A 13,345-nucleotide genomic window follows, 5' to 3' on the forward strand; every position below is an offset into this window, starting at 1 on the left:
GCTTCTCAGAATTATTGAGGTGGAGCTTCCCAATAGGTCTCCTATCAGTCTTCATCCTCTGCATCTACTTCATGAGGAAGAGGGAGACATATGTGATTGAAGCTCAAAGCTCAGTGAATAAGGTTTTACAGGAGAGTGGCAGGATTGTGGACACAGCTTCATTTGTAACTGATTATAGGAGGCTTGTTTACGCAGCCATGATATTTTTCTTCTCAATTCTAGGTGTAGCTTCCCACAGCTTCTGGGAGCATACCCTTGGCTTAGGGGAGGGAACCATGCTTCTAGGCTTCGGATTTATTGGCGCCTCATTATCCCTAATCCTATATAGGGAAGATGCAAAGGAGATTGTGGAGGGGGAGGTGGATTGGTGGAGCCTCCTATTCATAATGTGCATTTTAGGCGAAGCCGGAGCTTTAAAATATACTGGAGTTACCGCTAGGCTTGCAGAAATGATCCTCGGAGTTACTGGTGGGAGTAGCCTCTTAATCTTCACAGAATTCTCATTATTCACCTTCACACTTTCACCATTCCTAGACAACATCAGTATCATTGCGACCATAACCCCCATAGCCCTTTCCCTCAAGGGGGCTGTAGATGTTTATCCAACATGGTGGGGTCTACTCATCTCAGCTTGCTACGCCGGCAATCTAACTCCACTCGGAGCCGCAGCCAACATTGTAGCTCTCGGAATACTTGCTGGTAAAGGTGTGAAAGTGGGTTTAGATGATTGGGTTAGGGAATGCACTGTTCCCACACTAATAGCATATTCGATTGCAATCTCCCTCATAATCCTTCAATTATTCCTCCTCTAATTTTCCATAGCGTGACCCCCTCGCTCTTCTTCTGCATTAAGATTCCCCTCCCCATTAAGCTTCTTAGGACTGCTATGGTTTGCGGTATGCTCATGCCAGTTGCATCCGCTATTTGCCTTGTGCTCATCCATCCCTCAGCCTGCCTTAACACTTCCATAACCCTCCTTCTCCTAATTTCCCTAATCCAAGCTTTTGATGGCATATACCTTTCCATAGCCTCCCCCCAACCCTCCATGTTTGTGGCAGCATATATTGCCCTCCCATCACCAGCAGTTCTCCCCAAAACCCTTATAACCCCCATAGTTCTAAGCTTAGATATACACCATTCCACAGTCCTTTCAGGATACCTTCCACCCAAAGCCTCCACAATCTCATTCCTCGTTAATGGCCTACTACTTAGCAACGCCAAAACATCCCTCCGACATTCCTCCACAACTCTCCTAGGAGTCTTCCCCCTAATCTTCGGAGGCTTCATAACCACACGTCCACTCCACGCTTCCCCTAGAATTATTGGTGGTATTTTGTCCATGCCTTCATGATCCACAATAATCACCCCATGAATTGCAGCCAACCTCATCATCTCCACAGTAGTCCATGGACCAGCCATCACAAGTATACATGTCTTCCCAGTCTTCTCAACTATATCTTGACATTCAATATACTTCTCCCAAGCTTCCCCCTCCACTTCACAACATACAATCACCACATCACGTCCAGGAACCTCAAAATCCACAACCCACTCCAAACTCCCCCCAACCTTCACATCCTCCCTAAACTCTATACCAGCCTCCCTCAAAACCCTCTTCAACTGACCTTTAACTCTTCTAACCCCACTTTTCACACCTACGTCTATGAAACTTTTTGTAAATAAACCTTTCCAAAAATACAAAAAACCCATGACACGCACCATGTTAAAACTGCATGTAATCTCCTAGATCCCCATGTTGTTTTCAGCCTCTCTTAAAGTTCTCCCAACCCCCCACATCTGACGAAAGTGGTCTTATATCAGCTAACTGACATAAGTTGTTTAATGCTAATTTTTTATTGATGTATGTGGTCAACATTTTTATCAGCAATTTTAATGAAGCATATAATATGCATGCAATTTTGGATGCGATCTTATGGGCTTCCAATATTCCTTTATTATTGTCATAATTTCTCTCCCTTAACATAAATGTAGAATACGGTTTCTCCTAAGCGGAATTCACTATTTAAGAGGTAGTGGTAACCTTCTTTATGCTCATGAATTGCGTTTTTGTGGTAGCGTTCTTCCCATATCTGTTTTAATTGAGGTGTAAGATCAACGATTTCTATGTTCTTCAAGCCTGCACTTGTCATCCATTCCTTGAAGTCGTTTTTGGTGGCATAGCATAGGTAATTGAGACCTATTGATTTGAGTTCATTTCCAACGTGTTCTGGAATTCTCTTTGTGGCAATAACGTCTGTTAGTATCATCTTCCCACACCTCCTCAATACACGAGCCATCTCAACTTGCCCTATCTCTGTTGGTGTAGGTGTGGGGAATATTATGAATTCACTGATTAAAGCATCAAACTCTTCATCAGGAAATGGAATCCTATATTTCTCAGCTCTATGAAATTCTACAATGCCTTCCAACCCATTTTCCCTTAATCTTTCCAAGCTCCTTTTCAAGCATCCCTCATCAAGCTCTAATCCCATAATCTTCCCATTAAAGCCCTTTTCCTTCCCCGCAAGCCAGAAGGCAACATCACCTTCACCATTACAAAGCAATAGAATCTTCTTAGCATCCAACGGTTTTAAATCCTCATAGATTCTTTCTAATATCACAGCACTCAGCTTCTTAACTTCATCCTCAGTCCATTGCGTCATTACTTAAACCTCACATATCTCCCCTGTTTATTGGGAATAGCTTATAAACATTGTTATTTGAGAATGAGCTTAAGAAGTTTAGGGAAGGGTAATCCCCATGGAATAGTCGGTGGAAAATGAGTTAGAAAATTATTTGTTGGAAGGCTTTGAAAGGATTAAAGGTAAGGTTGAAAATGAAGGAGAAGCGACAAAGTATGAGTTTTCAATTCCCAATATAAGTTGAACTAATTTTTGCTGGAACATTTACTTTCCTGGCTTCCTCCTCCGCTATTTGCATTGATACCTTTGTTTCATATTCCCTTAGCATGCTCACCAATGGATGCTCGAGGTTTATCCTATAGAGTTTTGCTCTACCCATTTTCCTGGAAACTTTCACTATGCCGTACTTCTCTATATCTTCAAAGTACTTGTAGAAGGTTTGCTTACTCATCCCCAGAGCTTCAATAACTTCCTTCTTGGTGAAGTCGAATAACGGGTTGTCTAGGAAGAAATCTATTATCCTCAGTTTTGGGGGTCTCCCAGAGTCTTTAGCAAAATGGATTGGTATTCCCTCTTCGTGTAAATTTCTTCTGGCATACTTATCAATAAACAATTTATTGATGGAGTATTTAAAGCTCAAGGATCAGAATATTCATATTTTAGCTAAACGTCAAATAAGCACTTTTAGTAAATGTGGATTATGTGTTTCTCTTAAGATCTGGGTTTAATGGATGTGCGTCTTTTAATGAATGTACTGTTATCAGTACATGCTACAAAACATAGCGCCTCCATGCCACTTCAAAAAAGCTTTTTAAATTCTCCATTCTCTAAATAGTCTTGATAGGATATATGAGTGGTGAGGAAATATTAACTATTCTAATTCCAGAACTTATTGAAGATGTGGAAGAGCTGATGCCAGCTATCCTGCCCCCTGAAGAGGAGTTGGAGCATGGTTCTAAGGTTGAGGATTAAAGTGTGCTATGGTGAGAAATGCGTTGAAGGTTTAGGGATAGCTAATAGTGGTTTTGCTGGGAAAGAGCCGGAGATTGCAATTCCACAAGAACTTGTAAGAGAGTTGATGGGGGGAGAGCCTAGCGTTATCCTAGTTGAGAGGGTGCTGGCTGATGGGAGTAGAGTTCTCCTACCAAAACTTTCAAATCCCCTCAACATATACCTGGTAACCGAGGATAAGGTTGAAGGGCCTGTGAAGAGCTATGCATACATCACTAGAGGAAGATTTATACTATTAAATGATGCTCTACTTAGCAGATTACGCGTTGTAATTATCGACCCCTTTGAAGGCGTTTGGTGTTTCAGAGATGAACTTGGTAGGAGGGAGAGGAGAGGAGCCTAACTTTGGAAGAGCTGGAAGCACTTATTGTTTTGCATGTATTATCAGCGGGGAATGTTTGAATATTGGGAAAATTTAAATTGTAAGAATACTTTTAGCATGTAAGTATGGTGAAAAACGATTTGATTTATACTATAACCGGGAAAGGTACGGTGACAATTCCAGCTGAGATTAGAAGGAAGTATGGGTTGAAGAAGGGGTCTCGTGTGAAGTTCATAGAGACTGATGGGGGAATATTACTTGTCCCAATAATTCCATTGGAAGATCTTTTTGGTGTAGACAGAGAGGCTAAGGAAGCAGTATATCAGATGATAAGAGAGTTGCAAGAAGAGAGATAACAATGTCTTTATATAGATCCACACTGATTTTATGGTGACCATTTTGAGTAACTCTACGAATTGGATAAATGAGTTTTCATCGATAAGGGGGAGTTGTTTCTTAGAGTGCTTAATAAGATGTGGGAGAAGGCAGATGTGGAGGCTTTAGGTGTGAAGAGAATATTGGAGTCTCTTGGTTTGGGGGAGGGTTCTCTAATACTTGATCTTGGGTGTGGTAATGGGAGGATAGCTGTGAATCTAGCTAAATTGGGTTATAGGGTTGTGGGCGTGGATGTTTCACCAGTGTTTATTAGGGATGCCTTTGAGAAGGCGAAGATGCATGGAGTTGAGGATAAAGTTAACTTTAGAACTGGTGATGCTAGGAGGATAGATGAAGAGTTTAATGGGAACGTGAAGTTTGATGCCACCATAATGTACTGGACTACGATAATAGGGTATTATGATGAATCTGTTGACGCAGACATATTGAGGAGAATTCGTAGAGTCACATGTGACAATGGATATCTACTCATACTAAACACTGTAAACTTTGATTCAACCATACTGAGAGTTGGACTCCTTGGAACTGGCATAAGCTATTTCAATGAGGTAGATGATGAACTGATCTGCGTAGAGAAGCCCATATTCGACCCATTAAAAGCAGTGATGACCAATACATGGACATTCTATAGGAGGGTTGGCAGAGACCTAATATTCATAGATGAAATGTCATTTAAACTGAGGGTATATACACTTCACGAACTAGTGAAACTGGCTGAGGAGAATGGGTGGCAATTCACCAACGCCTACAGAGACACCACCACACTCACACCATACAAGCCACTACTAAGCAACCTAAACGTAGCATTCAAAGCCAAATGATAAAGGTGGAGGAAGAATTAATCTAAATGGTATATTTACAAAAGAATAAATATTCTTCACATGCTAAAGTTATATTTCAGGTGGCGTTTTTGACTGTTGTAAATGAATTGTATAATGATGTTCAGACTAATGGTATTATTGGGCCGCATGCTAAGATGCTGGGGCCTGTTGCCGATGGTGGTATGATAGTGTTTGTTACTTCCCCTGGTTGTTGGGGTCCTATGATAACTCCCAATATAAGAGGGGGGCATGAGGTCAATGTCCCTGTGACTGTGGATGGGGCTAGGGTTGGTGATGCAATAGCAGTTCGCATATTGAGTGTGAAGGTGCTTTCTAAAGCCTCTTCCTCAGGTGTTGATGTGGCGCGTCCCGGTAGCTATGTTGGTGACCCTTATGTGATGAAGAAGTGTCCTTCATGTAATGAGCCGTGGCCAGATTTCTATGTGGATGGTATAGGGGATAATGCTGTTAAGTGTAGGAAGTGTGGGGCTCCATCATCCCCATTCATAATGGTTAATGGTTACACAATGGTGTTTGATTTGGATTTAGGTGTTGGAATAACTGTTGACAAGAGGATGGCTGAGGAGATAGCTAGAAATGCATGGGAGTGGGCTGCTCTACCAAAGAATTCTAAGCAAGTTCCCGTTCTAGTGCTGGGTAAGAGTGATGTTGTGGGGTTAGCGGCAAGGATGAAGCCATTCCTAGGTCAGTTGGGTAGCACACCTGCAATTGACATACCTGATTCGCATAATGCTGGTGATTTCGGCTGGTTCCTTGTTAATGCCCCCCATCCCTACGCTATTACTAAGGAGGATTATGAAACCAAGCTTACAGATGGACATTTAGATGTGAATTCCGTTAGGGAGGGTGCCGTCTTAATAGTTCCAGTCAAGGTGGAGGGTGGGGGAATCTATGCTGGGGATGCCCATGCAATGCAGGGGGATGGTGAAGTAGCTGGACACACAACAGACGTTGCAGCCAAGAGTATAGTTGAAGTCTCAGTTATCAAGAACTTGAATTTAGATGGCCCAATACTACTCCCACCAGAAGAAGACCTACCACCAATAGCTAAACCTTGGAGGAAGGATGAGTGGGATCACATATTAAATTTAGCTAGGAAATTAAATGTGGAAGCAGAGCCCGTGGCACCCATACAGATAATAGGTTCAGGGCCAACCATAAACGAAGCAGCTATGAAAGGCTTCATAAGAGCCTCAAAACTACTTGGAATGAGCATTGAAGAGGTAAGGAACAGGGTAACTGTTAGTGGAGCTGTGGAGATAGGGAGATTACCAGGCATAGTGCAAGTAACCCTTCAAGCACCAATAAGAATCTTAGAAAAACTGAAGATAGACGACATAGTTGTGAAGCAGTACAAACTACCCTTCTAACACACAAATTAACCCTCCATTTTTTCCCTCCATCATCTTGAAATCCTCTTTAAAGTGGAAGACATATGAGACACGTATTTTGAAGGAGATTTGGGGAAAGGTTTAAGGCATGTTTATAATCGAATATTATGAGTGATCACATTGGATTATTTGACTCTTACCTTGTTGTCCTTGGGGCTATCTTTGGATGATTTTGGTCTTGCCTTTGCTTTAAGCCTACTAATGCCAGGTGGAACTTTTGGGAGGTTGATGGTTAATGCATGTAAAATGGCGGTTGCATTCTCCATATCATCAGCTTTACTGCCTTTGCTGGGTTGGCTTGTGGGATTGGCAATATATGGGTGGGTTGCATCCTTCAGTGCTTGGCTGATTTTAATTGTCTTTACATGTGTTGGGGTGTGGATTATTAGAGAAGCCTTCGAAGATGAGCAGCCGGAATTGAGTATGGAGAAAGCTTCATCTCTTCTAGCATTGTCTGCCATTGGTGTTTTGGGGAGTATTGATGAAGGGGCTGTTGGAGTCAGCTACCCATTTCTAGGAATCCCCATTTTATGGATAATAGTGGCAGTAATCCTGGCAAACACCATTCTAATATTATTCGCAACACTCCTAAGTAGCTGGATAAGGAGTTTGAATAGAAGACTCCCATCAATCCTTTCAGGCATAATCCTAATAATTCTGGGGGTTTGGAAGTTTTTGGAGTTAGCTTTTGGAATTTGAAGATAGAAGCTGTAAAACCTTCTCCCTATCCTTTAATAGGGATTCATATTTGTCTTTAAGGTAGCGATACTCAACCCAAGCAAGGTCAATTTCCAAATTATCTACCCCTCTTTTAAAGAATTCCTCAAGCTCCTTCCATGATTTTAAGCCAAATTTTTCGGCAATCATCGTTAACCTAACTTCTGTTCTTGCCAATTCAAGGTCAATACTCTTAATAAGCTCCTCTAACCCCCTTCGAATTAAGTTGGCCTCCATGCTCTTTAACCCTCCTCACATTTAGTTTAAAATGTAAATGGAAGTTACTTGTCTATACTTAGCCAATCCTTCCCCTCTCCCCTTAGGAAGATTCTTCTTTCTTCTTCTGTTGTGGGTCTAATTGTTAGTTCGCAGTATGGGTGTCCATCTGGGATGGTTTTTATGTGTATTTGTTTGTAGTTTGGGTTGTAGCCCATGTATTTTGATACGTCCATGTAGCAGTAGAGGCGTCCCAACCTTTCTTCACCATACTCCTGCCATACCTTTGCAAGTATACATCCATATGTTCTCACCCTCTGCTCATTATCAACTTTCACCGTTTCGATTTTGTCGTGCATGCCGAATGGGGGTAGCCTATAGCTTTCTCCAGCATTAAAGTTTTCTGGGGTTGGCTCCAAACCTAGGCTCATCACTTCCCTTCTAGTCTTTTCACCTATCCTAGCACCATAATCCTTTATGGCTTTAGCAATGACCTCTAAACCCCTCTCTTCCCCAAGTTCTTCAATTATTGCTTTAGCATATGAGAGGTGTAGTAATGCCACTCTTCTGCTAACGCTTGCAATTGCCCTTTTCGCTTCATCTAGGGGGATCATTTCCCTATGACTCATATCAATCCCTCCATACCCCTTTATCTCTGCATTGCTTTTATCCTTTTGCGCAGACGAGATTTCTAATAACTCTTTTAGGGAAGGTGGTGCATTTGAAATCTATGTTATCCTCGGTTGTAGTGGATTTGTCAAGTTGCGATTATCTGGTTTACATTTAGGTTTAAGACTATTTCTGCTATGTCGCTTGCATATTCAGCTATCCTACGTATACTTTCAGTTATCATTCTTATGCTGGAGATGTCTGCCTGCTTTGTTTTTGATAGTATCTCCTTTAATGCTTTCTCTTCAAGAGCTACTATTGCTTTTGTCTTGGATATGACTTGATCTGCTAGGGCGTAGTCTTTTTTGAATAGGGCTCTTATTGCATCTTCAAATAAGTTTTGGGCGAATGTGCTCATTTCATAGAGTGTTTGGAGGACTGATTCACTTGGCTTTTCCTCCAGTGAGAGGACGTTTTTAGCAATTCTTGCAGCGTGATCAGCTATTCTCTCCACAAATTTTACGATTACCCTGTATCCTAGGCAATCCCTTGGGCTGGAGAGTCCAATATCCCTTATTATCTTCACATTTTGTACAGCTAATTTAAGTTGGCGTATTATGTAGAAGCTGAATCTGTCAACTTCATCATCCAATTGGATTACTTCCTCGGCAAGCTCCCTATCCATATTCTTCAATGCTTGCATCGCATCATTATGCATTGAGGTGGCTATTATGCACATGCGTCTTAAAGCATTTTCAACTGATAGTTCTGGGTAGCTCACCAATACCTGCAACCTAATTTCATTAGAGGTTTCGGATACTATTTCTGTGCCAACCAACTTTTTCCTAGTCAACTCCTTTATCAAGTTCCTCTGCATGATGCTTATCCGATCCTCCCTTGCCTTTATTATAATGGAATTGTAGCCCACCAAGTATAGGGAGATTATGGCTCTCACTATCGTTTCAGGGTCTTCCCCACTTGAAATGGTGATTGTGGCTTCTGTGGGTTGAGTTGCAGGTTTAGCAACCCCCTTTGGGGTTAATATGAGTGAACCATCTTGCCGGGTTATCGTTACTAGGCTTCCAGCCTTCAACCCCATCGACACAACCCATTCCTTTGGAAGTGAAACTATATATGTGGATTTCCCAGTAAATTGAATCCTCCTCGTCTCTTCATCCACATGCTCCTCCATTCACATCACCACCTATATAGATATTCAAATTCTATATATTCTATTCGGGAAAAATATATAAATGTTATCAATCTAAATAGGCGGCGGAGGGAAACATATGAAAATGGCGCGTGGAGTTGCCGTTACAATACTAATAGTTGCCATAGCTGTCATGGGAGTTTTCGCATATCAGTATTTGATGAGGAGTGAACCTACGGTAACTTTGAATGGTGCTGGAGCAACATTCCCATTCCCATTGATTGATAAGTGGGCATCTGAATACCATAAAATTAAACCAAACGTTCAAGTGAACTATCAGGGGATTGGGAGTGGTGGTGGAATACAACAGCACATTGAGAAGACTGTGCATTTCGCAGCCAGCGACGCCCCATTAACGGAGGCTCAAGCTTCAAAAGCCCCCAACACTCTACACATACCCATAACCATTGGGGGAGTTGTCGTAATATACAATCTTCCAGGAATATCTAAGGGGCTTAAATTCACTGGGGAGATACTTGCAGACATATATCTTGGGAAGATAACAAAGTGGAATGACCCAAAAATTGTTGCAATAAACCCAAATGTGAATCTTCCAGATAAACCCATCACCGTGGTGCATAGGTCTGATGGGAGTGGCACCACATATATTTGGACAAGCTACTTGTCTGATGTTAGTTCAGAATGGAGGGAGCATGTTGGTAGGGGGACTTCTGTTAATTGGCCTACCGGTCTAGGTGGGAAGGGGAATGATGGTGTTGCAGCCCTCGTACAGCAAACGCCATACTCCATTGGCTACGTTGAATTCACATATGCAAAGACGAATAACTTGACATATGGATATGTTCAGAATGCAGCTGGAGAATTCATTGAACCAAGCATAGAATCCTTCTCAAAGGCAGCGGAATACGCTGCTTTAACCCTTCCCAGGGGAGATGAAAGCTGGTCAAAGGTTTCAATAGTGGATAGTTTAGCAAACAATACACAGGCATATGGGGCTTACCCAATAACAAGCTTCTCCTACATCCTCGTATATAAGGAGTTGAACGTTTTACCCAATATGGATGAAGCTACGGCTAAGGCTTTAGTGGATTTCCTATGGTGGGCTATTCATGATGGACAAAGCTATGCAGCCAACCTATACTATGTACCTCTACCCCAAAATGTCGTGGCACACAATGAGGAGACAATTCGCATGATAACATTCAATGGACAACAGCTTTTCAGGCGATAAAAAATGGGTATACGCAAGAAGACACCTACAATCCCCAATAATTTTTTAAATTTGAAGATTCATTCACGATTTAAAGGTCATTTTAGGGGGGATGAGGTTTTCAAGTTTGTAAGCGCCTTAATAGCTTCAAGCATATTCATCCTCCTCGGTTTAATGATATATGAGCTTGTTGAGGGTTCTTGGCTATCCATACAAACATTCGGTTTAAACTTCATTGTGGGAACCACATGGGATCCAGCCATCTCCAAAGTTTTCGGAGCCCTACCCTTAATACTTGGCACACTGGTTACGTCAGCTATAGCCCTCCTTATAGGTGTACCCATAAGTCTCGGGGTTGGATTAGCCCTCTCAGAATATCTCCCTAGACGATTCGGGTTTGCATTATCCTTCCTCGTTGAGCTTTTAGCCGCAGTTCCAAGCGTTATTTATGGGCTTTGGGGGATGTTTGTGCTCATCCCATTCCTACGCGACCACGTATACCCATATCTACAAGCAGCCTTAGGCTTCACACCACTCTTCTCTGGACCCATCTATGGTGGCGGCGTCTTAACTGGTGGAATAGTTTTAGCCATAATGATAATCCCAACAGTTTCCTCAGTTATGCGTGACCTATTCTCATCAGTTCCCAATTCTCAGCGGGAGGCCATGATAGCTTTGGGTGCAACTAAATGGGAGACTACTAAAATCGTGGTGAGTTATGCCCGTTCTGGAGTTATAGGTGCAATTGTTCTTGGCTTGGGACGTGCCATGGGGGAAACAATGGCGATAACAATGGTTATTGGGAATAAATTCCAAGTTTGGCCATCCTCACTTTTCGATGCATGGTACACCATGGCTTCAATAATAGCCAATGAACTTTTAGAGGCAACCTACGACCTCTACGTAAGCGCATTAATAAATGTTGGACTAATCCTACTAATCATAACGCTAATAGTCAATATCCTCGCTAGACTGATTGTTTGGAGAACCCTTAGACTAGTGAGGGGGATTGCGAGGGAGTAGGTTATGGATTATCATAGGTTTAGGTTTGTTAAGGATTACTTCATGAGGATCCTCATATACCTAGCCCTCATATCAGCATTAATCCCACTATTCAGCATACTATACGAGGTTTTCGTGAGGGGGGCTTCCACAATAAACATGGATTTCTTCATTAAACCCACACCCACAGTTGGCGAGGTTGGGGGAGGAGTTGCAAATGCCATACAGGGGACACTGATAACCATTGGTTTAGCATCCCTCATGGGTGTCCCCATAGGATTGATGTCAGGAATATTCCTAAGCGAGTACAGTGAATCCAAGCTTTCCATGATCATCAGATTCCTCCACGACGTTTTAAATGGAATCCCATCAATTGTCATCGGAGTTTTCGCCTACACCCTAATTACACGTTCCATTGGATTCTCAGTAACTGCAGCAGCCTTCGCATTGGCTGTTATCATGATCCCCATAGTTACAAGGACAACTGAGGAAGCATTGAAACTTGTACCCATGAGTATACGTGAAGCAGCAATAGCCCTTGGAATACCGAGATGGAAAGTTACAATGACAATTGTTCTTAGCAGCGCAAAAAAGACTATAGTCACTGGAATATTGCTCTCCATTGCAAGAATTGCAGGGGAATCAGCCCCAGTACTTGTAACCATGGGATTTTGGAGATGGTGGTTCTCAGGGTTAAACCGTCCAGTGGCAAACCTAGCTCTAAACGTCTTCATATTCGCCATGTCCCCATTTAAAAACTGGGTAACCCTAGCCTGGGGATCCGCACTAATACTTATCTTAATGATTTTAATAATAAGTGTAGCTGCAAGAACTCTACTCATGAAGGGGTGGTATTATGGTGGTTAAATTTGATATCCAAAATTTGAATGCATGGTTCGGATCCAAACATGTACTGAAGAATATCAACATGAAAATTGAGGAGAACACTGTAACAGCCATAATGGGTCCATCTGGATGCGGTAAAACCACATTCCTCAGATGCCTCAACAGGATGCATGAATTAACCCCGGGGGCAAGGGTTTCTGGAAAGGTTATATTTAATGGGGTAGACATCTATGATAAGAGTGTTGACCCAGTTATGGTGAGGAGGAAGATAGGCATGGTCTTCCAGAAGCCAAACCCATTCCCAATGATGTCCATATACGACAATGTAGCAATAGGATTGAAGTTGAGTGGCGTTAGGGATAAGAGGGTTCTAGATGCTGCTGTAAAGAGAAGCTTAGAGCTAGCCAACCTATGGGATGAAGTTAAAGATGAACTACATAAGTCTGGAGCAAGCTTATCCGGTGGACAGCAACAGAGACTTTGCATAGCACGCGCATTAGCCGTTGAACCTGAAGTCCTCCTAATGGATGAACCATGCTCAGCCCTAGACCCAATATCAACAGCTAAAATAGAAGAGCTGATAAGGAAGCTGGCTGAGGATTACACGATAATCATCGTAACACACAATGTGCAACAAGCAGCGAGAGTCTCAGACTTCACAGCCTTCCTCTACTTCGGCGAACTAATAGAGTACGGCCCAACAAGACAAGTATTCGAGAACCCCCAAAACGAGTTAACGGAGAGATATATAACTGGAAAGTTTGGTTGAGGTGAATTGGGATGAGCAGAATCATTGATGTAAGTCTTGAAGGACTTTCATCAACCCTAAATAGGATGGGGGAGATGGCCTACAATGCAGTTTCAAAATCCCTCCTAGAATGCCTAGAGGGGAGGGAGGCATACAATGAAATCCGCGAAATATCAAACAACCTCCTAATCATGACTGAATACGTGGAGGATAGAGCCTTCG

18 protein-coding genes are annotated in these 13,345 nt (G+C 42.3%); 12 read left to right on the forward strand and 6 right to left on the reverse strand.

Annotated elements, in window-relative coordinates:
• On the forward strand, positions 1 to 812 hold an 812-nt coding region (locus MRT15_RS05895; protein ID WP_304328819.1), incomplete at its 5' end, for an SLC13 family permease.
• Here MRT15_RS05895 and MRT15_RS05900 read toward each other — a convergent pair.
• The 3 genes from MRT15_RS05900 to MRT15_RS05910 form a co-directional block, all read right to left on the reverse strand.
• The gene (locus MRT15_RS05900) at positions 784 to 1,710 is read right to left on the reverse strand and encodes a hypothetical protein (protein ID WP_304328821.1); all 927 of its coding nucleotides are present in this window, start codon (positions 1,708 to 1,710) and stop codon (positions 784 to 786) included. The genes MRT15_RS05895 and MRT15_RS05900 overlap by 29 nt on opposite strands.
• A gap of 251 nt (positions 1,711 to 1,961) precedes the next feature.
• Positions 1,962 to 2,663 carry a class I SAM-dependent methyltransferase gene (locus MRT15_RS05905; protein ID WP_304328823.1) on the reverse strand — a complete coding sequence of 234 codons (702 nt, stop codon included), beginning with the start codon at positions 2,661 to 2,663 and terminating at the stop codon, positions 1,962 to 1,964.
• A gap of 202 nt (positions 2,664 to 2,865) precedes the next feature.
• Complete coding sequence (locus MRT15_RS05910) at positions 2,866 to 3,282, reverse strand: winged helix-turn-helix domain-containing protein (protein WP_304328825.1); 417 nt, start codon at positions 3,280 to 3,282, stop codon at positions 2,866 to 2,868.
• 209 nt (positions 3,283 to 3,491) lie between these two features.
• Between MRT15_RS05910 and MRT15_RS05915 the strand changes: the two genes are divergently transcribed.
• From MRT15_RS05915 to MRT15_RS05940, 6 genes are all read left to right on the forward strand, one after another.
• Positions 3,492 to 3,614: a hypothetical protein gene (locus MRT15_RS05915; RefSeq protein WP_304328827.1), complete on the forward strand. Its 123-nt coding sequence runs from the start codon at positions 3,492 to 3,494 to the stop codon at positions 3,612 to 3,614.
• Positions 3,592 to 3,996 carry a hypothetical protein gene (locus tag MRT15_RS05920; RefSeq protein WP_304328829.1) on the forward strand — a complete coding sequence of 135 codons (405 nt, stop codon included), beginning with the start codon at positions 3,592 to 3,594 and terminating at the stop codon, positions 3,994 to 3,996. The genes MRT15_RS05915 and MRT15_RS05920 overlap by 23 nt, the downstream gene beginning before the upstream one ends.
• Positions 3,997 to 4,115: 119 nt before the next feature.
• Positions 4,116 to 4,331, forward strand: a complete 216-nt coding sequence (locus MRT15_RS05925; RefSeq protein ID WP_304328831.1) for an AbrB/MazE/SpoVT family DNA-binding domain-containing protein — start codon at positions 4,116 to 4,118, stop codon at positions 4,329 to 4,331.
• A gap of 93 nt (positions 4,332 to 4,424) precedes the next feature.
• Positions 4,425 to 5,192, forward strand: coding sequence for a cyclopropane-fatty-acyl-phospholipid synthase family protein (locus MRT15_RS05930; RefSeq protein ID WP_304328833.1), 768 nt, complete (start codon positions 4,425 to 4,427; stop codon positions 5,190 to 5,192).
• Between the two features lie 89 nt (positions 5,193 to 5,281).
• Entirely contained in the window at positions 5,282 to 6,583 is a 1,302-nt protein-coding gene (locus tag MRT15_RS05935; RefSeq protein ID WP_304328835.1) for an acetamidase/formamidase family protein, read from the forward strand.
• 183 nt (positions 6,584 to 6,766) lie between these two features.
• Positions 6,767 to 7,303 carry a manganese efflux pump gene (locus MRT15_RS05940; protein WP_304328837.1) on the forward strand — a complete coding sequence of 179 codons (537 nt, stop codon included), beginning with the start codon at positions 6,767 to 6,769 and terminating at the stop codon, positions 7,301 to 7,303.
• On the opposite strand, the gene MRT15_RS05945 is transcribed toward MRT15_RS05940, so the two are convergent.
• From MRT15_RS05945 to MRT15_RS05955, 3 genes are all read right to left on the reverse strand, one after another.
• Positions 7,286 to 7,558, reverse strand: coding sequence for a hypothetical protein (locus tag MRT15_RS05945; RefSeq protein WP_304328839.1), 273 nt, complete (start codon positions 7,556 to 7,558; stop codon positions 7,286 to 7,288). The two genes, MRT15_RS05940 and MRT15_RS05945, sit on opposite strands and share 18 nt — an antisense overlap.
• A gap of 44 nt (positions 7,559 to 7,602) precedes the next feature.
• Positions 7,603 to 8,166 carry an L-2-amino-thiazoline-4-carboxylic acid hydrolase gene (locus MRT15_RS05950; protein ID WP_304328840.1) on the reverse strand — a complete coding sequence of 188 codons (564 nt, stop codon included), beginning with the start codon at positions 8,164 to 8,166 and terminating at the stop codon, positions 7,603 to 7,605.
• A 128-nt stretch (positions 8,167 to 8,294) separates the two neighbouring features.
• Positions 8,295 to 9,338, reverse strand: coding sequence for a phosphate uptake regulator PhoU (locus MRT15_RS05955; protein ID WP_304328842.1), 1,044 nt, complete (start codon positions 9,336 to 9,338; stop codon positions 8,295 to 8,297).
• A 97-nt stretch (positions 9,339 to 9,435) separates the two neighbouring features.
• On the opposite strand from MRT15_RS05955, the gene pstS reads away from it, so the two are divergent.
• The 5 genes from pstS to MRT15_RS05980 all read left to right on the forward strand — a co-directional run.
• Complete coding sequence (gene pstS, locus MRT15_RS05960; protein WP_304328844.1) at positions 9,436 to 10,548, forward strand: phosphate ABC transporter substrate-binding protein PstS; 1,113 nt, start codon at positions 9,436 to 9,438, stop codon at positions 10,546 to 10,548.
• Positions 10,549 to 10,551: 3 nt separating this feature from the next.
• A complete protein-coding gene (pstC, locus tag MRT15_RS05965; RefSeq protein ID WP_304328846.1) occupies positions 10,552 to 11,550 on the forward strand; it encodes a phosphate ABC transporter permease subunit PstC in 999 nt (332 codons plus the stop codon).
• Between the two features lie 3 nt (positions 11,551 to 11,553).
• A complete protein-coding gene (pstA, locus tag MRT15_RS05970) occupies positions 11,554 to 12,396 on the forward strand; it encodes a phosphate ABC transporter permease PstA (protein ID WP_304328848.1) in 843 nt (280 codons plus the stop codon).
• Complete coding sequence (pstB, locus tag MRT15_RS05975) at positions 12,386 to 13,144, forward strand: phosphate ABC transporter ATP-binding protein PstB (RefSeq protein ID WP_304328850.1); 759 nt, start codon at positions 12,386 to 12,388, stop codon at positions 13,142 to 13,144. The genes pstA and pstB overlap by 11 nt, the downstream gene beginning before the upstream one ends.
• A gap of 11 nt (positions 13,145 to 13,155) precedes the next feature.
• Positions 13,156 to 13,345, forward strand: a 190-nt coding sequence (locus tag MRT15_RS05980) for a hypothetical protein (RefSeq protein WP_304328852.1), incomplete at its 3' end; no start/stop codon positions are given.

This window comes from Candidatus Culexarchaeum yellowstonense, from assembly GCF_024707025.1.
GTDB lineage: Archaea > Thermoproteota > Methanomethylicia > Culexarchaeales > Culexarchaeaceae > Culexarchaeum.